The 19764-nt window shown below is 40.9% G+C and carries 16 protein-coding genes and 1 tRNA gene; 11 read left to right on the top strand and 6 right to left on the bottom strand.

The window, feature by feature from the left end; all coding sequences use genetic code 11:
- Positions 1–78: 78 nt before the first annotated feature.
- A complete protein-coding gene (locus CZ809_RS12685) occupies positions 79–963 on the bottom strand; it encodes a LysR family transcriptional regulator (RefSeq protein ID WP_080157996.1) in 885 nt (294 codons plus the stop codon).
- A gap of 360 nt (positions 964–1323) precedes the next feature.
- Between CZ809_RS12685 and CZ809_RS12680 the strand changes: the two genes are divergently transcribed.
- The gene (locus CZ809_RS12680; protein WP_080157995.1) at positions 1324–2373 is read left to right on the top strand and encodes a response regulator; all 1050 of its coding nucleotides are present in this window, start codon (positions 1324–1326) and stop codon (positions 2371–2373) included.
- Positions 2374–2449: 76 nt separating this feature from the next.
- Here CZ809_RS12680 and CZ809_RS12675 read toward each other — a convergent pair whose 3' ends face one another.
- Complete coding sequence (locus CZ809_RS12675; protein WP_080157994.1) at positions 2450–3844, bottom strand: peptide MFS transporter; 1395 nt, start codon at positions 3842–3844, stop codon at positions 2450–2452.
- Positions 3845–4292: 448 nt separating this feature from the next.
- Between CZ809_RS12675 and rfaH the strand changes: the two genes are divergently transcribed.
- Positions 4293–4796 (top strand): transcription/translation regulatory transformer protein RfaH, encoded by a 504-nt coding sequence (gene rfaH, locus CZ809_RS12670; RefSeq protein ID WP_080157993.1) that lies wholly within the window; start codon positions 4293–4295, stop codon positions 4794–4796.
- Between the two features lie 76 nt (positions 4797–4872).
- On the opposite strand, the gene folD is transcribed toward rfaH, so the two are convergent.
- The gene (folD, locus tag CZ809_RS12665; RefSeq protein ID WP_080157992.1) at positions 4873–5730 is read right to left on the bottom strand and encodes a bifunctional methylenetetrahydrofolate dehydrogenase/methenyltetrahydrofolate cyclohydrolase FolD; all 858 of its coding nucleotides are present in this window, start codon (positions 5728–5730) and stop codon (positions 4873–4875) included.
- Positions 5731–6079: 349 nt separating this feature from the next.
- Here folD and CZ809_RS12660 point away from each other — a divergent pair.
- The 8 genes from CZ809_RS12660 (at position 6080) to CZ809_RS12625 (ending at position 15822) form a co-directional block, all read left to right on the top strand.
- A tRNA-Arg gene (locus tag CZ809_RS12660) sits at positions 6080–6156 on the top strand.
- Positions 6157–6590: 434 nt separating this feature from the next.
- Entirely contained in the window at positions 6591–7889 is a 1299-nt protein-coding gene (tig, locus tag CZ809_RS12655) for a trigger factor (RefSeq protein ID WP_080157991.1), read from the top strand.
- A 105-nt stretch (positions 7890–7994) separates the two neighbouring features.
- Positions 7995–8618, top strand: coding sequence for an ATP-dependent Clp endopeptidase proteolytic subunit ClpP (gene clpP / locus CZ809_RS12650; RefSeq protein WP_080157990.1), 624 nt, complete (start codon positions 7995–7997; stop codon positions 8616–8618).
- Between the two features lie 111 nt (positions 8619–8729).
- Positions 8730–10013, top strand: coding sequence for an ATP-dependent protease ATP-binding subunit ClpX (clpX, locus tag CZ809_RS12645; RefSeq protein WP_080157989.1), 1284 nt, complete (start codon positions 8730–8732; stop codon positions 10011–10013).
- Positions 10014–10210: 197 nt separating this feature from the next.
- Positions 10211–12583, top strand: coding sequence for an endopeptidase La (lon, locus tag CZ809_RS12640; RefSeq protein ID WP_080157988.1), 2373 nt, complete (start codon positions 10211–10213; stop codon positions 12581–12583).
- A gap of 216 nt (positions 12584–12799) precedes the next feature.
- The gene (gene hupB / locus CZ809_RS12635) at positions 12800–13072 is read left to right on the top strand and encodes a nucleoid-associated protein HU-beta (RefSeq protein ID WP_080157987.1); all 273 of its coding nucleotides are present in this window, start codon (positions 12800–12802) and stop codon (positions 13070–13072) included.
- A gap of 425 nt (positions 13073–13497) precedes the next feature.
- Entirely contained in the window at positions 13498–15390 is a 1893-nt protein-coding gene (gene ppiD / locus CZ809_RS12630) for a peptidylprolyl isomerase (protein ID WP_080157986.1), read from the top strand.
- Positions 15391–15519: 129 nt separating this feature from the next.
- A complete protein-coding gene (locus CZ809_RS12625) occupies positions 15520–15822 on the top strand; it encodes a ComEA family DNA-binding protein (protein ID WP_080157985.1) in 303 nt (100 codons plus the stop codon).
- Positions 15823–15890: 68 nt separating this feature from the next.
- On the opposite strand, the gene rrtA is transcribed toward CZ809_RS12625, so the two are convergent.
- Positions 15891–16433: a rhombosortase gene (gene rrtA, locus CZ809_RS12620; protein ID WP_235865939.1), complete on the bottom strand. Its 543-nt coding sequence runs from the start codon at positions 16431–16433 to the stop codon at positions 15891–15893.
- Between the two features lie 10 nt (positions 16434–16443).
- Here rrtA and CZ809_RS12615 point away from each other — a divergent pair, with 10 nt between their 5' ends.
- Positions 16444–17052 carry a tRNA-uridine aminocarboxypropyltransferase gene (locus CZ809_RS12615; RefSeq protein ID WP_080157984.1) on the top strand — a complete coding sequence of 203 codons (609 nt, stop codon included), beginning with the start codon at positions 16444–16446 and terminating at the stop codon, positions 17050–17052.
- A gap of 623 nt (positions 17053–17675) precedes the next feature.
- On the opposite strand, the gene CZ809_RS12610 is transcribed toward CZ809_RS12615, so the two are convergent.
- Together CZ809_RS12610 and yfbR are read right to left on the bottom strand one after the other, a co-directional pair.
- Positions 17676–19043, bottom strand: coding sequence for an anti-phage deoxyguanosine triphosphatase (locus tag CZ809_RS12610; RefSeq protein WP_080157983.1), 1368 nt, complete (start codon positions 19041–19043; stop codon positions 17676–17678).
- A complete protein-coding gene (gene yfbR, locus CZ809_RS12605) occupies positions 19043–19627 on the bottom strand; it encodes a 5'-deoxynucleotidase (protein WP_080157982.1) in 585 nt (194 codons plus the stop codon). The genes CZ809_RS12610 and yfbR overlap by 1 nt, the downstream gene beginning before the upstream one ends.
- Positions 19628–19764: the final 137 nt, after the last annotated feature.

Below are 19764 nucleotides of genomic sequence, written 5' to 3'. Positions count from 1 at the left end.
AATAACAACAAATGAAAATGCCGCTCCTAATTATTTGGCGGCATTTTTCTCTGTTTTTTTTGAGGAAACTAATTCTAATTAGTGTTTTTCAAGATCAAAGTAATGACTTGCAAAATCAATAAATAGACGTAGTTTTTCTGGTTGGTAATCACGGTGGTTATAAATCAAATATACGTCACGTGGGTTAGCTGACCAGTTTTTAAGTACCTGTACCACATCACCAGCGGCAATGTATTTTTCTAACATTACGTTTGGCATCAGTGTAATACCAAGACCTGCACTACATGCTTTACGAATTACATTGAGTTCACTTGCTTCAAAGCGTGCGCGCTCGTTGATTGTAACCGTTTCGCCATTTTGGTTGGTTAAACGCCAGCGTAACAGCGGATTACCTTTTAATAGCGTATGTTCATGTAGATCCTGAGCATGCTTAGGTTCTGGGTTTTTCTTAAGATAATCAGGACTTGCGACTAGAATATCTTTTACTTCGTTAATACGACGTGCAATAAGCGTTGAATCGCGTTGAGGACCAACACGGAACATAACATCCCAGTCGGTTGGATCAAGTTGATCGGGTTCATTGCTCATAAATAACTGAATACTGATCGCTGGATGTTCCTGCATAAATGCAGTTAACAACGGCTGTAACATCACCTTGGTGATATTGGTCGGTGCAGCAATTCGTAATTTACCAGCAGCGCCTTTGCACTCTTCACTGATATGCTCAGTGGTATCAAGTAGCTGTTGTAACAATGGCGCACAGTCATGATAAAACTTCTGACCGGCTTCAGTCAGCGACAGCTTACGAGCATGACGATTTAAAAGGCGAATATTAAGGCCTTCTTCAAGTGCTTGGATGCGGCGGGTTAGCGTCGCAACGGGTACCTGTGTCTTGCGTGATGCAGCGGTATAACTACCATTTTCCACAACCATGCGGAATAGGTTTAGATCGTCAAGTTTCATATCAAAGTCATTTGTGAAAACTGATAATGGGTAATTGTATAACAAAACGAGTCAAAATCACCCCCTTTTGTTATGTATTTTTAATAAAAATATGTTAGGCCCTATATTTATTGGTCTGAGGTGGATATTTTATAAATTTTTTGTTTGAGTTTGAGTTATTTATTATTTGCTTATTAAATGTTTTATGATGTGACTATTTTAGTGGTAAATATAAACCGTTATAAGCTGCTAATTATTCTCTATGCTTAGTGATAGTGTGTTCTTGAAATAAGAGCCCATTATAAAATTTGGTGATCGTAGTTGGTGTTGCTAACTTTAGCTTATACACTCATAGACGTAGTCATGAAAAAGGAGATACTTTTGCTTAAAGGGAAAAACATACTTATCGTAGAAGATGATCCTGTGTTTCGCACTATGCTGGTTGGCTTTTTAAATAGCCAAGGATGTCAGGTACGAGAAGCAGAAGATGGTCTGATTGGATTAAGAGCCCTGAAAGACGAGATTCCAGACTTATTATTATGTGATTTGTCGATGCCTGTCATGACCGGAATGGAGTTTGTTGAAGAAGTGGCATTGCAGTATCCAATGATACCCGTGATTGTGATCTCGGGGACTGGCAATATGACGGATGTTGCTCAAGCATTACGGTTAGGGGTTAAAGATTTTTTAATTAAACCGATTGATAATATTATGATACTGAAATCAGCAATTATTTCTGTATTAAAAATGCAAGACAGTGCACGACAAAAGCAACAGGATTTTTCTCAACGCTGGGTTATCGATGGCGATGATTCAGGGTTAGTTGAAGAAGAACTACAATGGCATATTTCAGAGTTAAAAAATAATCCTCAGGCTGCCCGTGAATTATTAATGGGGTTAATGCCTGATCTTCAATCTCGTTACGGACGTTGGAAACTGAGTTATCGGGCGTTACAAGCAGCTGAGATCTCACCGGTTATCTTTGATTATATCTGGTTGATTGATGGCCAGTTGGCGTTCTATATGGTTGATACTAGCTCTGGTGGTGAAAATAGCACTGCGACTGCATTATTGATCAGAGCTTGTTTTAACGACTTCTTACGTCAGCAAGGTAACTATCTAAGCAGTGTGCAGCATTTAGTGGCTCAAATCGAGTTAGGTTTGCAATATTCAGGTTACGCTACACCAGTAAAAGGCTTATTTGGTGTTTTCAATTTAGCTGAGAAACAATTACATCTTATTGCAGCAGGGCTTGGCGGAAAGCTACAAGTGGGTGAGCAATGTGCAATGATAGCTGCAGGACAATGGTTAGGGGATCGAGCTTGTGATAATCCACTCGTTATTTTACCCATGTCTGATATTGGTGGTCGATTGTCTCTTTGTGATATTAGTCATGCTAATTTTAGTGTTAACTTTGAAACGGTTACCTAAACGAATATCTGTTAGTAAAAATAAGACAAACAAAAAGGGGATGCATGGCATCCCCTTTTTTATTTCACATCACAACTTAAGCATTTGCTGGTTGTGGTTTAGTATCATTGTCATCGTTATAAGCTGCGCCTTCAGCGCCGTGCATCCACGAGATAAGCTTGTTAGAGAACAACAGCAGTAATACACCTGCAACAACCGCTGTAATTGCAATACCAGAGAAGATAGCAAGTGGGCCTGCTTGACCGATACTTGCACCAACAACACCTGCAATGTAGTTTGCAATGGCGTTAGCACCAAACCATGCACCCATCATTAATGACGCAAGACGTAATGGTGCTAATTTCGTTACCATTGATAGACCAATTGGTGATAGACATAACTCACCAATTGTATGGAAGAAGTATGCACCGACTAGCCACATCATTGATGTTTTAACAGTTACGTCGCCATTTTGTTCTAGCGCAGCACCGATCATACAAGCAAAACCCAGAGCAAGAGAGAACATTGCTAACGCAAATTTAACCGGTGAATTTGGCTCACTTTTACCCATTTTAACCCATAATGCAGCAAGCAATGGTGCACATAGAATAATGAAGAATGGGTTCAGTGATTGGAACCATGCTGCTGGTACTTCAAAGTTACCAATCATACGGTTAGTGTATTCTTGAGAGTAAATATTCATTAGGCCGCCGGCTTGTTCAAAGCCTGCCCAGAATACGATAACAAAAGTACACATTACCAAAATTACTTTTAAACGATCACGTTCAATTTTCGTTAGTGGTTCTTTTTTGCCGCTAGCATTATTTGCCGCGTCACGTACAGCTGCCGGTACAGTACCGATATCACCTAGGTAACGTTGAGCAAAGAAAACTTGAATTAATAAACTCATTAACATACCTACGCCTGCGCATAGGAAGCCAGCTTTCCAGCCATAGACAGCAGATGCTGTACCTGCAATAACACCGGCTAGTAGTGAACCAATATTAATACCCATGTAGAAAATAGTGAAAGCACCATCACGACGGTTATCACCTTCAGGGTATAAGTCACCTACCATAGTTGAAATATTTGGTTTAAATAGACCATTACCCACAATAAGGAACGCTAAACCAACATAGAAAGCGGTAACAGCATGGGGATCAACAACGCTGTGAGGTAGGGCTAGCGTAAATTGACCAATAGCCATCAATACGCCACCAATAATAATGGAGCGACGTTGACCTAAAATGTTGTCGGCAACCCAACCACCAATAAGAGGAGTAAAGTAAACTAAGCCAGTGTAGATACCGTATAAGTTAAGCGCTTCTTCTGTGGTCCACCCAAGACCGCCATCAATGGTTTTATCTGTTAGATATAAAACCAGAATTGCTCGCATTGCGTAATAAGAAAAGCGTTCCCATAGCTCTGTTCCAAATAAAAGGAACAAGCCTTTTGGGTGGCCCAGAAGGGTACCACTACTATTATGACTCATAGGATTCTCTATTTTATTTTAATTAGTGTGTGTTTGCTCATTCATGTAGGTTTATAAAGCACAATATATTTAACTGCAAGTTTTTACATTTAACGAACAATAATAAAACATTATAAGAAGCTGATAAATAAGCGATTGTGTATTTATTGCTCAGTTATGAAAAATCAAATTCCATCATGCAGAGCTGTATCTTACACTATTCTGTCTTTTAAAATTAGCTTTTTATATTGTTTTTGAGTCTTATATTGGTCGCTTATATCATCAGTTGGGAATATTCATGTATGTTACAATTTCAGTGGTGAATATTAGCCAATAATATCGTTTAAACCTATAGCCATAGAATATAAAGGCACTATGCCATCCTAAAATCGAGGTAAAAGGTGAGAGATGTAAATCAGTATTAATTTTGTATATACTAATAAAAGTTAAGATTTTATTGGGGTTGATAATGAAAGATTGGTATCTACTTTATTGTAAGCGTAGTGAACAAGAACGCGCAGTGATCAATCTTGATCGTCAAGGGGCTGAATGTTATTACCCTCAGGTTGTGGTAGAAAAAATTGTTCGTGGTAAACGTTGTGAATGCTATGAGCCGTTATTCCCAAGCTATGTTTTTGTTACTTTTGATCCTGAACAATTAAGTTTCACGACGGTACGTTCAACGCGTGGGGTCGCAGATTTTATTCGTCAGGGGGCAATGCCACAAATTGTTAGCGAAGAGCTTGTTTATAATTTGATGCTTAATGAAGATAATGATTCATATAAAGATATGTTTGAATCATTACCTCAGCAGGGGGATAAATTAGTCTTAGAGCAAGGTAAATTTAAAGGTCTTGACGCTATTTATCATGAGCCTGATGGTGAGAAACGCTCATTTATGCTGATTAATTTGCTGGGTAAACAAGTAAAAGTCAGTGTAGAGAATACTGATTTAGTAAAAAACAAAGAATAATAGCAATAAAAAAGCGAGTATGTTGCTACTCGCTTTTGTATATCCCATCATACGCTATTGTTGTTCGCTCATGTGTTTATGCTGAATGGTATTGTTCACAGGCGAGCAACGTATTCTCAATTAAGGTTGCTACCGTCATTGGTCCTACACCACCCGGAACTGGTGTAATATGCTTTGCACGTTGACAAGCAACATCAAATTCAACATCCCCACATAATTTGCCATTTTCAAGGCGATTAATACCTACATCAATCACTGTTGCGCCAGGTTTAATCCAATCTCCAGGAATGAAATTAGGTTTACCGACAGCGACGACCAATATATCAGCTTGGCGAATGTGACCTTCAAGATCTTGCGTAAAGCGATGGCAGGTTGTTGTCGTTGCTCCTGCTAGTAATAGCTCTAATGTCATTGGGCGTCCAACAATGTTTGATGCGCCAACAATCACGGCATGCTTACCGCGCACTTCAATATTATAACGTTCAAGAAGCGTGATAATACCCTTTGGAGTGCATGAGCGTAATTTAGGAATACGCTGGCTAAGACGGCCGACATTATAAGGGTGGAAGCCATCAACATCCTTTTCTGGATCGATGCGTTCAAGAATTCGTGTGCTATCCATACCCGCAGGTAGCGGTAATTGCACGAGAATACCGTCCATTGTGGGGTCTTGATTGAGTTCATCAATCAAATCGAGTAATTGCTGCTCAGATGCTGTGCTGGGTAAATCGTATGATTTTGAAATAAAGCCAACTTCTTCACACGCTTTGCGTTTACTACCAACGTAAATCTGCGAGGCAGGATCTTGACCTACGAGAACAACCGCTAACCCAGGTGCGCGTAATCCGGCATCGGTGCGAGCTTTGACTCTTGCAGCAACTTCTTGTCGTACAGTTTGGGATATGATTTTCCCATCAATAATTTGAGCGCTCATGGTGATCCTTTGTTGTGTTGGTTAACGTATCAACGCTGATATTGTGGCAGATTACAAATGTAATTACCATTAAGCAAACGTTTGCTATTTGATAATATATTGAAATTGAATCAAGAATTAAGGTAAGAGTAGATAATGACGAATAAAAAGAATGTTGCCGAAAGAAATTATCAGTAGGGAAGAGGAGGAATGTTTGACGTGGTTTGCTTGAAATATTTGCTTAAATAGGGTGTTTTTGTTGTATATTTAACCAGTTAGCCATTTGATATCGGAAAAATAGAGTAAAGGGATTGACCTTACCTTACAGCTACGTATAATCCTGCCTCGTAGCTCCTTGCTACACAATGATGCGCCCTTAGCTCAGCTGGATAGAGCACGTCCCTTCTAAGGATGTGGTCGCAGGTTCGAATCCTGCAGGGCGTACCATCTCTTCTCTTCATTATCATTTCTTTGAATCATCAATCTCTTATTTTCTAGTGTTAGATCTATTTCACGACTATTTTTCTATTCTACTATTGTTGAAATTTTTTCTAATTAGCTCGTTTTTCCGACATTTAAACCAAAAAAAAGGGTTTTAAAGCGATTATTTTCATTTTTCCCCTTGAAATGATATTTCTAGCCCCTATCTTGTAAGGCAGTTAAAGAGATCGCTCGCGTTTAAAGGTATCTACCTCGACGTCACGCTTACGTGTCGTTATAATAGCGCGCTCTGATAAGTAGGTGACCTACTATCAGAATCTTGATGAAAGAATTTAGGCGTTATGGTTTTCGAGCTGTAACATGAAAGGATGCCACCGTCAGTAAATGGCTGTTCGGCAACACCACTCAGAAAAGCTGAGTAAGTTTTGAGGTTAAATATAATGCAAGTTACCGTTGAAACCACTGAAGGTCTAGAACGCCACCTAACTATTACAGTTCCTGCTGCAAACATCGAAGATGCTGTTGCTGCTGAACTACGTAAAATTGCTAAAACTCGTCGTTTCGACGGTTTCCGCCCAGGTAAAGCACCAATGAAGATGGTTGCTAAAATGTTTGGCGCTTCTGTACGTCAAGACATCCTAGGTGAAGTAATGCACCGCCACTTTATCGAAGCTATCGTTAAAGAAAAGATCAATCCAGCAGGCGCGCCAACTTTTACTCCAGTAGAAATGGCTGAAGGCAAAGATCTAGTATTTAAAGCTTCTTTTGAAGTTTTCCCTGAAATCGAACTAGTTGGTCTAGACAAAGTTGTTGTTGAGAAGCCAGTTGTTACAGTAACTGATGCTGACGTTGACGGCATGCTAGATACACTACGTAAGCAACAAGCTACTTGGACTGACGTTGAAGCAGCAGCTGAAGCTGATAGCCGTGTAACTATCGATTTCGTTGGTACTATCGATGGCGAAGAATTCGACGGCGGTAAAGCTGAAGGTTTCGCACTTGCTATGGGCCAAGGTCGTATGATCCCTGGTTTCGAAGAAGGTGTTGTTGGTCATAAAGCAGGCGAAGAGTTTACTGTAGAAGTAACTTTCCCTGAAGAATACCATGCAGAAAACCTAAAAGGTAAGTCAGCAGTATTTGCTATCACTCTTCACAAAGTTGAAGCACAGCAGCTACCTGAACTAACTGAAGAGTTTGTTGCTAAGTTTGGTGTTGAAGACGGTTCTGTTGAAGGTCTTAAGACTGAAGTTCGTAAGAACATGGAACGTGAACTTAAGCAAGCTGTTAAAGGCCGCATTAAAGATCAAGTTCTTAACGGTCTTGTTGAGCAAAACGACATCACTGTTCCTGCAGCGCTTATCGATCAAGAAATCGAAGCACTACGTAAGCAAGCAGCACAACGTTTTGGCGGCGATGCTAAGAACATGCCTGAACTACCACGTGAATTGTTCGAAGAGCAAGCTAAGCGTCGTGTAGTTGTTGGTCTATTAGTTGGTGAAGTAATTAAAGCTGAAGAACTAACAGCAGACGAAGAGCGTGTTAACGCAATCATCGCTGAAATGGCTTCTGCATACGAAGATCCAACAGAAGTAGTTAAATACTACGCAAGCAACGAGCAGCTAATGAATAATATGCGCAACGTTGCTCTAGAAGAGCAAGCAATTGATGCACTTCTAGCTAAAGCTCAGGTTTCAGATAAAGAAGTTAGCTTCAACGATCTAATGAATCCTGCTGCTTAATTTACTGAAATTGCTGTAGAGATTTGACATTCTCTCAAGTCTTCTGCTAACAATGGTCCGTGTGAATATTTTCATTCGGGCCATTTATTTTAGGGAAATAAGATTATGAGCTACCAAGCACAAAACGGCATGTCACCGATTATGGATGCGCTGGTACCGATGGTGGTCGAGCAGACTTCTCGTGGTGAGCGTTCTTACGATATTTATTCCCGTCTCCTAAAAGAGCGTGTGATTTTCTTAACCGGTCAGGTTGAAGATCATATGGCTAACTTAGTTGTAGCCCAGTTGCTATTTTTGGAGTCAGAGAATCCAGACAAAGACATTTTCCTTTACATTAACTCTCCAGGCGGTTCAGTAACAGCGGGTATGTCTATCTATGACACCATGCAGTTTATTAAACCAAATGTTAGTACAGTATGTATGGGCCAAGCATGTTCAATGGGTGCATTCCTATTGGCTGGCGGTGCTCAAGGTAAGCGTTATTGTCTACCTAACTCTCGCGTCATGATCCACCAACCACTAGGTGGCTTCCAAGGTCAAGCATCGGATATTCAAATCCATGCACAAGAAATTCTAACGATTAAACAACGTTTGAATGGCTTATTGGCTGAACATACTGGTCAACCATTAGAAATTATTGAGCGTGATACAGATCGTGATAACTTTATGTCTGCAGATCAGGCAGTAGAGTACGGTCTTGTTGATGCTGTATTGAGTAAGCGTGACTAAACTGTTTTATTTTGCAATTCGCGATGCGGGTTTAGTAAAGCAAAATAAGTCGACTTGTTATACACTCAAGACAAGACAATGATGGGATACCCCAATAAAAGAGGTTAGCGAATGACAGATAAGCGCAAAGAGGGAAGTAGTAGCAAGCTACTTTACTGCTCTTTCTGTGGCAAAAGTCAGCATGAAGTTCGCAAGCTAATTGCCGGTCCTTCTGTTTATATTTGTGATGAGTGCGTTGATTTATGCAACGACATTATTCGCGAAGAAATAAAAGAAGTAATGACGAAAAGCGATAGCGACGAGCTGCCGACACCACAACAAATTCGTGACAACTTAGATGATTATGTCATCGGTCAATCACACGCTAAAAAAGTGTTGGCTGTTGCTGTATACAATCACTATAAGCGTCTACGTAATGGCGATAAGAATAGTGATGGCGTTGAATTAGGTAAGAGTAACATCCTACTTATTGGTCCAACTGGTAGTGGTAAAACATTATTAGCTGAGACACTAGCGCGTATGCTTGATGTTCCATTTACAATGGCTGATGCAACAACATTAACTGAAGCAGGTTATGTTGGTGAAGACGTTGAAAACATCATTCAGAAGTTGCTACAAAAATGTGATTACGACGTAGCTAAAGCCGAGCGCGGCATTGTCTACATCGATGAAATTGATAAGATTTCACGTAAGTCGGATAATCCATCAATTACACGTGATGTATCAGGCGAAGGCGTTCAGCAAGCATTGCTGAAGCTAATCGAAGGTACCGTTGCTTCTGTGCCACCACAAGGTGGTCGTAAGCATCCTCAACAAGAGTTCTTACAAGTTGATACTTCTAAGATCCTATTTATCTGTGGTGGTGCATTTGCCGGCCTAGATAAAGTGGTTGAGCAACGTGTAGCAACAGGTACAGGTATCGGTTTTGGTGCTGATGTTCGTTCAAAAGATCAAACAGACACATTAAGTGATTTGTTTAAGAAAGTTGAACCACAAGATTTGGTGAAGTACGGTTTAATTCCTGAATTCATCGGTCGTCTACCTGTTACTGCAACACTTGGCGAACTTGACCAAAATGCGTTAGTTCAAATTTTACGTGAGCCTAAAAATGCCCTTACTAAACAGTATGCAGCATTATTAGCGCTTGAAAACGTTGAATTAGAATTCCGTGATGATGCGTTGATCGCTATTGCTAAAAAAGCGATGGAGCGTAAAACAGGTGCTCGTGGCCTACGTTCTATTGTTGAAGCAGTATTACTTGATACCATGTATGAGCTTCCGTCTCTAGCTGGTGTGAGTAAAGTTGTGATTGATGAGTCTGTAATTAACGGTGAGTCAGAACCATTACTGATTTACGAAAATACAGAACCACAAGAAGCGGCTAGTGCTGAGTAAGTGCTCAATATCTGCACATAAAAGCTAAAAAAGGGAGGCTTTTGCCTCCTTTTTTATTTTCTGACATTTCATACATTGAAACTTGATGCTTCACCCCCATATACTCAATATAAGCTAACTCTAATCGTATTAAGTAACTATGCTGTATCCAGTCGAGTTATTTAATACGATTAGTATGGACAGGAAGAGAGAAGAATATGAACCTGGAGCGTTCTGAGCGCCTTGAGATCCCGGTTCTACCTCTACGTGATGTAGTGGTATACCCTCATATGGTTATTCCATTGTTTGTGGGCCGGGAAAAATCAATTCGTTGCCTTGAGTCGGCAATGGAAAACAATAAACAGATTCTGTTGGTCGCTCAAAAAGAAGCAGCCACAGACGAACCGTCGATCACTGATCTTTATGATGTTGGTACAGTTGCAACGATTCTGCAGTTATTGAAACTACCTGATGGTACGGTAAAAGTGTTGGTTGAAGGCCAACAACGTGCCAAAGTTGAAGATCTAACTGATGATGAGTTTTTTACTGCAAATGCTGAGTTTTTGGTTACGCCAGAAATGGATGAGCGTGAGCAAGAAGTTCTCGTTCGAACTGCGATAAGTCAGTTTGAAGGGTTCATCAAACTAAATAAAAAGATTCCACCTGAAGTCTTAACATCGCTAAATGGCATTGATGATGCTGCGCGTTTGGCTGATACCATCGCTGCGCACATGCCATTGAAATTAGCGGATAAGCAGAAAGTGCTTGAAATTGTTGATATCACAGAGCGTTTAGAGTTCTTGATGGCAATGATGGAATCTGAAATCGATCTGCTGCAAGTTGAAAAACGTATCCGTGGACGCGTTAAAAAGCAGATGGAGAAAAGTCAGCGCGAGTACTATCTTAACGAGCAAATGAAAGCTATCCAGAAAGAGTTGGGTGAGCTTGACGATGCACCAGATGAATTTGAAGCGTTAAAGCTTAAGATTGAAGCATCAAAGATGCCAGCTGAAGCACGTGAAAAAACTGAGCAAGAGCTGCAAAAGCTAAAGATGATGTCACCGATGTCTGCTGAAGCGACTGTTGTACGTGGCTACATCGATTGGATGTTAAGCGTGCCTTGGCATAAGCGTTCTAAAGTGAAGAAGAATCTTGCTAAAGCTGAAGAAATTCTTAACGCCGATCACTACGGTTTAGAGCGGGTTAAAGAACGTATCCTTGAATATCTCGCAGTGCAAAGCCGTGTTAACAAGCTTAAAGGACCAATTCTTTGTCTTGTCGGTCCTCCTGGTGTGGGTAAAACATCGTTAGGTCAATCTATTGCTGCTGCAACCGGACGCAAATACGTGCGCATGGCATTAGGTGGCGTACGTGATGAAGCGGAAATCCGTGGTCATCGCCGTACTTACATTGGTTCAATGCCGGGTAAGTTGATTCAGAAGATGGCAAAAGTGGAAGTGAAAAACCCACTGTTCCTATTGGATGAAATTGACAAGATGTCTTCTGATATGCGTGGCGATCCCGCTTCAGCATTACTTGAAGTTTTAGATCCTGAGCAGAATAGTTCATTTAACGATCATTACTTAGAAGTTGACTACGACTTATCTGATGTCATGTTTGTGGCAACCTCGAATTCAATGAATATTCCAGGGCCATTGCTTGATCGTATGGAAGTGATCCGTCTTTCTGGTTATACCGAAGATGAAAAACTGAACATTGCGAAAAATCATTTACTTGAGAAGCAAATTCAACGTAACGGATTAAAGCCGAGCGAGTTAACGATTGAAGACTCAGCATTAATGGGGATTATTCGTTACTATACTCGTGAAGCGGGTGTACGTAGTCTTGAGCGTGAAATTTCTAAACTATGCCGAAAAGCGGTGAAAGAAATTTTATTAAACAAAGACATTAAGCATGTATCGATTAGCCAAGATAATCTTAAAGATTACTTAGGTGTACAGCGTTGTGATTACGGCAAAGCTGACGAAAGCAACCGAGTTGGTCAAGTGACAGGTCTTGCATGGACAGAAGTTGGTGGTGATTTATTAACTATCGAAACTGAATCTATGCCGGGCAAAGGTAAGCTAACCTACACCGGTTCTTTAGGTGATGTAATGCAAGAGTCTATTCAGGCGGCAATGACAGTGGTACGTAGTCGTGCTGAACGTTTAGGCATTGCGAGTGATTTCTATGAAAAACGTGATATCCATGTTCACGTACCTGAAGGTGCAACACCTAAAGATGGCCCAAGTGCGGGTATCGCTATGTGTACTGCCTTGGTCTCAAGCTTAACAGGTAACCCTGTGCGTGCTGATGTTGCGATGACGGGTGAAATCACGTTACGTGGCGAAGTATTGCCGATTGGTGGCTTGAAAGAGAAGTTGCTAGCAGCACACCGTGGCGGCATTAAGACGGTATTAATTCCAAAAGAGAACGAACGTGATCTAGAAGAAATTCCAGAGAATGTTATTGCTGATTTGGAAGTGCGTCCAGTACGTTGGATTGATGAAGTGTTAATGTTGGCATTGCAGAATAATCCGACAGGCATTGAGTTAGTCAATGTACAAAATAGTGACCTAGAGCTAAATTAGTTAAAGAAAAAACGCTTTCAAGATTAAAAAACTTGTCAGCGTTTTTTTGTGTGGCTATAAGGTACATCTAATCCGCATTATGCGAACTAATTTTAAGCCTTGATAGTTATTTATCATGATCTATCAAAGTAATAATGTTTTTTACTTGATTACCCTTTATGCGAGTACAGACTTAACTACCGCGTGGTAATCAAGGTTCATTCAGAGGATCTAATTGTGAACAAAACTCAACTAGTTGATAAAATCGCAGAAAGTGCTGATATTTCTAAAGCATCTGCTGGCCGTGCTCTTGATGCCTTCATTGAAACTGTAACTGAAACCCTAAAAAGCGGTGATCAAGTTGCATTAGTTGGTTTTGGTACTTTTTCTGTTCGTGAGCGTGCTGCACGTACTGGCCGTAACCCACAAACAGGTGCAGAGATTCAAATTGCAGCTGCAAAAGTTCCTGGTTTTAAACCAGGTAAAGCGCTTAAAGATTCTGTAAACTAAAAAATATTGGCCGTTGTGCCAGTATTTTGTCATGTTTTCATGGCTTAAAAATTGCTACCGGAAAGGGTATACTCACTCGGTACAATCAAAGCGCATCGGTTGATGCGTTTTTTTTACTTAAAATAGCCTCATAGCAACAGACTACGACAAATATCTTGTGTGATATTCATCATAGCGTTGTTTAATTGCGTTTATGTAACAATTCTCAGTGCTGTATGTGGCTTATCGGCCATAGGTTATCTATATTGATAAAGCTAAGTTAATTAAAACCGAGTATCGATATAGCAGTAGCTATTCAGTTGTTGTTATATAACATGTAGTAAATAGTATGGTGCAGTCATCATGGTGATGTCAGTAGCAGTGTGCATTAATTTGATAGTAGTTCGAAACCGAGCCAGATCGAACAGTAGGAGAGACGGCAGATTATGATGGAGCGATTGCGCGAAGGCGCTAACAGCATCTGGGTTAAGATTATTCTAAGCCTAATTATTTTATCTTTTGTATTTGCTGGCGTCGGCAGTTATCTGGCGAGTGGAAATGAGCAAGTTGCAGCAAAGATTAATGGTAAAGATATTAGCCAGCGTCAGTTTGAGCAAGTTTATCAAAATGAGCGTAACCGTATGCAACAGCGTATGGGCGATTATTTTTCAACTTTGATGAGCGATCCTGCTTATGTGAAGCAATTCCGTCAAAGTGTATTAGATCGTATGGTGAATGATGAACTTATTCAACAACGTGCAAATAAACTTGGTCTTAGTGTTAGCGATGCACAAGTAAAACAAGAAATTCTTGCGATGCCTGCATTTGCCGTTAATGGTGTTTTCAATAACGAGCAATACAACATGGCTTTACGTCGTGCTGGTTTTACGCCTGATCAGTTTGCAGAAACGATCCGTAAAGATATGCTACGTCAGCAATTCCTTTCAGCATTACAAGGCAGTGACTTTGTGTTAGCTGATGAAGCTGATGAGTTGCGTAAGCTTGAATCACAACAACGTGTTGTTCGTACATTAACGCTGAACCTTGCTGACTTTACTCAAAAAGTAAAAGTTACCGATAAAGAAGCGCAAGATTTTTACGACCAAAATCCAAACTTGTTCACTCGACCTGCACAAATCAAAGTATCTTACATCGAGCTATCAGATAAAGGCTTAACTAAAGATATTAAAGTATCAGAGCAAGCTGCTGAAACATACTACAAAGATAACCAAGCTAAGTTTAGCTCTGCTGAAGAGCGTGAAGTTAGCCACATCTTAATTAAAGGCGATACAACAGCGGCTAAAGCGAAAGCTGAAGCATTACTGGCGAAGCTACAGAGCGGCGCTAACTTTGCTGAAGTTGCTAAGCAATCATCTGATGATACGTTCAGTGCTAAAGATGGCGGTAAATTAGAGTGGTTCACTAAAGGCATGATGGATCCAGCATTTGAGCAAGAAGCTTTTGCACTTGCTAAGCCTGGTGATATGTCTGGCCTTGTGAAGTCATCATTTGGCTACCACATCATTTTACTTGATGGTATTAAACCTGGAAAAGTAAAACCATTTGCTGATGTTAAAGCAAAAATTGTTGCTGAATTACAACAACAGCAATCGGCTGACGAGTTCTATAAGCTGAAAAGTAAGCTAGCTGAAGTGGCGTTTGAATCTCCAGATTCACTTGACGCTGCAGCTGAAGCTGTTGATGCGAAAATTATTAACACAGGTTACATCACACCAGCGGCTGAAAAAGGCGTGTTGGCTAATAAGCAAGTTCAAGAAACACTACAGAGCCCTGAAGTTCATGATGATGGTATGAACTCTGACGTGATTGAAGTGGGTCCTGAGCATGTGGTTGTGGTACGTGTTGATGATGCGCGAGCTGAAGCTGTATTACCGTTTAAAGAGGTTGCTGCTAAGGTGAATGCATTGGTTGCGAACCAAAAAGGTGAACAACAAGCACAAGCTAAAGCTGATGAGATCATCGCTGATCTTCGTAAAGGTAAGAATGATATTGTTGCTAAAGATGGCTTCAGCTTCTCTGGCGAACAAACAATCAATCGTTCAGGCCCAAATGCAAACATTTCAAATGTCGCATTTGGTTTACCTAAACCAACGGCAGGTAAAGCAACTTACGGTATGGCTCGTGATAACAACGGTAATGTTGAAATCATCGCGCTTGATAAAGTTGTTAACATGAAGTTGGCTGGCGAAAAAGTAAATGGTCAGTTTGCAGAGCAAATTGGGCAGATGTTTGCTCAAGAAGATCTAGCTGCGACGCTAAAAACATTGCGTGAATCAGCTGAGATTAGCTACCCAATGCAAGACGCATCGAAAGATTAATTGAAATTGTAATGTAAACAGACGGGTCGCCTTGTGCGACCCGTCTTTTTTTTAACTATAAAATAGCCATTATTATTACAGTGAGAACTTTATTGCATATTATTCGTATTCACTTTCAAAAGGAATAGAATGAACATGACAATAAAATATCAGCTGTTTAAAGCCATCGTTGTAGCGGGAACATTGGTATTAGCCCCTGTAACTTATGCCAATCCTGATCAGCATAAAGGTATTGATATTATTGTGAATATTAATGATGCCAATGCAGAACAGCTTGATAAATTATTAGTAGGAATCGGGCCGGATAAAGCTGAAAATATCATTCAATATCGTATTAAGTATGGCAAGTTTGCTTCTGCTGATGATCTTGCAAAAGTCAAAGGTATTGGTGTGTCAACAGTCGATAAAAATCGTAAGCGCATTAAGTTGTAGTGAACAATTACATAGGCTTTATTTATTACGACAGGCCACCAGCGCCTGTCGTTTTTATTGAGCACTATTTAAGCTTTACGGGTTGTGACAAGCGCGATAATTGCACCAGATATAGCCCCTATTAAATGGGCTTGAGTGGCAACTTGTACCCCTATTAATTCAGCTGAACTTGCTGAGCCGCCAAAGCATTGTTCCCAACCTATCTTGGCTATGAGCCCGACAAATAACAACCAACCGCCTTTGGTTTTAGTTTGAATATCACGTACCGCTCCCCATGCAAATAAGCCATGTAATACGCCTGAAAACCCTGCATACCAAGTAATCTGTGTGGCAAAGAGTCCTAAACCTATGATGGTACTGATGCTTAAAATTAATAAGCTATAATAACGCGGTGTAAAATGGGCGCGGAAAATAAAGCTGATAATAATAAATGCACCCGCATTCATAGCGAGGTGAATCCAATTGGTGTGGGTAATATTTCCTGTTAGGATCCGCCATACCTCGCCATTAAGTATCGCTTGGCGATCCCATACTAACAGTGGCTGTAGTTGGGGGATTTGAGCAATAATCCCTATAATTAATGCGATAATAATGTAATTGCGAATAGACAAGGCAACCTCAATGAGTCGGTATTGTGAATACTGTGGTAAGGCAAAAAAAGCCTGTATTTGCCACTGGATTGAAAACATCACAGCAACAACGGAAATCTGGATCTTACAGCATCCATCTGAAATCAAACGTGCGATAGGTACAGCAAGAATATTATCACTTTCTCTACCAAATAGCCGACTTTGGGTTGGAGAAGATTTTTCTGATAATGATGAACTTAATAGCTTACTGGCTGATCCTGAACGTGATGTGTATGTCGTCTATCCTGGTGAAGGTTCAGTGCCGATATCAAGTGTTGCTGCGACAGCAAAGAAGCAACGTTTACAGACGGTTATTCTATTAGATGGCACATGGAAAAAAGCGTATAAAATGTGGCTATTGGCAACCAATTTACACCATTTGCCGTTAGTTAATTTAGACAATGCAGACAATGGTAATTATCGTATTCGCAAATCACCCAAAGAGCAGGGCGTTTCAACCGTAGAAGCCGGCTATTTAGCCCTATCTGCGTTTGAAGCTGATGCTGATAAGTTTGCGCCGTTGTTAACCACTTTTAATCACATGATAGATTTTCAGATAAAACATATGCCACAAGGGGTGTTTGAGAACAATTATTTGTGAGAAGAAGGATAATAACCCCGTCATTCCCTACAGTGAATGCCCGCGAGGGCGATAGGGAATCTATTGTCTACGCGTCGTAGAGTTACTGTGGTTATATAGGGTTTTCACTGGCGTCTTTAAGGCTCAAGTTCGCGGTGAGTAGATCACGGATAGCTTCGTGCCTCAACTTCCGAGATGACGGATAATAGGCTGGTGAATGCAAAGCCCAACCCCGTCATTCCCTACAGTGAATGCCCGCGAGGGCGATAGGGAATCTATTGTCTACGCGTCGTAGAGTTACTGTGGTTATATAGGGTTTTCACTGGCGTCTTTAAGGCTCAAGTTCGCGGTGAGTAGATCACGGATAGCTTCGTGCCTCAACTTCCGAGATGACGGATAATAGGCTGGTGAATGCAAAGCCCAACCCCGTCATTCCCTACAGTGAATGCCCGCGAGGGCGATAGGGAATCTATTGTCTACGCGTCGTAGAGTTACTGTGGTTATATAGGGTTTTCACTGGCGTCTTTAAGGCTCAAGTTCGCGGTGAGTAGATCACGGATAGCTTCGTGCCTCAACTTCCGAGATGACGGATAATAGGCTGGTGAATGCAAAGCCCAATTCCGTCATTTTCTGCATTGAATCCTCTACACCCCATGCCCTTCGTTACCTATTTCCAAGGTAATTGATGGTTGAAATAGGGTGTTGTACAGCCGCTGCGAAAAGCCATCTGTCATACCTGAAATATAATCAGCGATGATCCGCATTTCATTGTCGCCTTTATCAACGGCACTCTGCCAATGCTTACGAGTAGACTCTGGTAGTAAACGTTCAGGATCTGATGCAAACGCATCAAACAATTCCATGATTAATTGTTGGCCTTTATATTCTAGTAACTGAATTTCAGGCTTTTTAACCACATAATCACTGACAAATTGTTTCAACACATTCAATGCATTTTCCATTGGATGTGATAGAAAGGCATTCCATTTTAATAATGGCTCTTCAAAACTGTGCAAGCCATCTTGAATGGTTGGTGCAATACTAATTGAAGTGAGTAGAGCATTAACTAGCGCGCCGATTGCATCTTTACGTTGATGATGACTAGCAAACATATGTTCACTTATTTCACCAATTCGTTGCTCTAGCCATGGATCACCACATTCAGCAATTTTTGATGCGACAGCTTCTTGCCATTGATCGCGATTAACGATTCCCATCACGATTGCATCTTCAAGATCATGAACCCCATAAGCGATATCATCCGCCAATTCCATGATTGAACAATCAAGTGATTTAAAGCGTGTTTTATTATGTTGATCGGGTCGTGGTGAGTGATTACGCATTTGTTTAAATAATTGACGGTCGTGCTCTGATAATGGTGCTAAGACCCAATCAAAGACCGTTTTATCATCATCATAAATCCCTTTTGCTGGGTGCCATTGTTTGGCTTTTAAATGACGAAAATTCATCACATCCGCAGCGCGTTCTGCTGCTGTTGTTTGGCTCAGTAATGCTGGGTATTTAAGTAGCCCTAATAACGTACGCCGAGAGAGGTTCATGCCGTAATGTTCAGTGTAGGGTTCCAGTAAAGTAACGATACGGAAGGTTTGCGCATTACCTTCAAAACCCCCGTGATTGCGCATCATATAATTTAATGCAACTTCACCACCATGACCAAACGGGGGATGACCAATATCATGCGCCAGACAAAGGCTCTCCATCAAACTGGTTGATGAGAGTAATGAATGGAATTGGGGCTGTTTTAATTTTAGCTGTGCCACAATGCCAGTGCCTATCTGTGAGGCTTCAAGTGAGTGAGTTAAACGGGTGCGGTAGAAATCATGATTACCCGCACCATGTACTTGGGTTTTGGCTTGCAGACGTCGAAATGCGGCTGAGTGTAAGATTCGTGCACGATCACGTTGATAGGCCGAGCGATGATCATCGCGACGCATTTTTTGTTCGTCGCTGTGACGTTGTTGCCAACAAGGATCAATAATAAAGGCTGTCATTAGCTGATCTCATCTAACGTTAAATTAAAGCTATCGGCAAAGGTGGTAAGAAAGTAGTCCATTTCAGGTGTGCGGCGTTCAGCTAAGGTTTCTTCTAGGCGTTTTTTTGCCTTAGTAAATTCATGATTACCTGCACTTAATTCTTCTAGGCATTTGAGATAAGCACATAAAGTATCGGCTTGTTTCACGATAGCGGCATTTTCAGGATCTAATTTGTGGCTATCAAGCAGTGGTGCGTAATCATCATGAAATTCTTCAGGTAGCATCGACAGTAATTTTTGTTCAGCAGCGAGCTCGATCTTTTTGTATTCTTCAGCAATGGTAGGGTTAAAGTATTTTATCGGGGTTGGCATATCCCCGGTGATCACTTCACTGACATCATGAAACATGCCTAATAATGCAATACGTTCAGGATTAACATTGCCGCCAAACTTACGGTTTTTAATCAGTGCTAGCGCATGAGCGACAAAAGCGACTTGAAGACTGTGCTCTGAAATATTTTCAGTTTCAACACAACGCATGAGTGGCCAGCGTTGAATTAAACGCATTCGAGCGAGATGCGCAAAAAAATGGCTTTTTTCCATGGGAGAGTTCCCTTATAGCTAAAATACTGATGGCTTGAGTATACCAATACTGTTGGGTTGGTGGGGGAATTAGTTGTGAATGGTTTGACGGTGCGAATAAAGAAAAGCCTCGATAAAAATCGAGGCTAATGAGAGGC

It is taken from the genome of Photobacterium piscicola, assembly GCF_900166965.1.
Lineage (GTDB): Bacteria > Pseudomonadota > Gammaproteobacteria > Enterobacterales > Vibrionaceae > Photobacterium > Photobacterium piscicola.
This window is presented reverse-complemented; position numbering and strand designations above follow the sequence as displayed.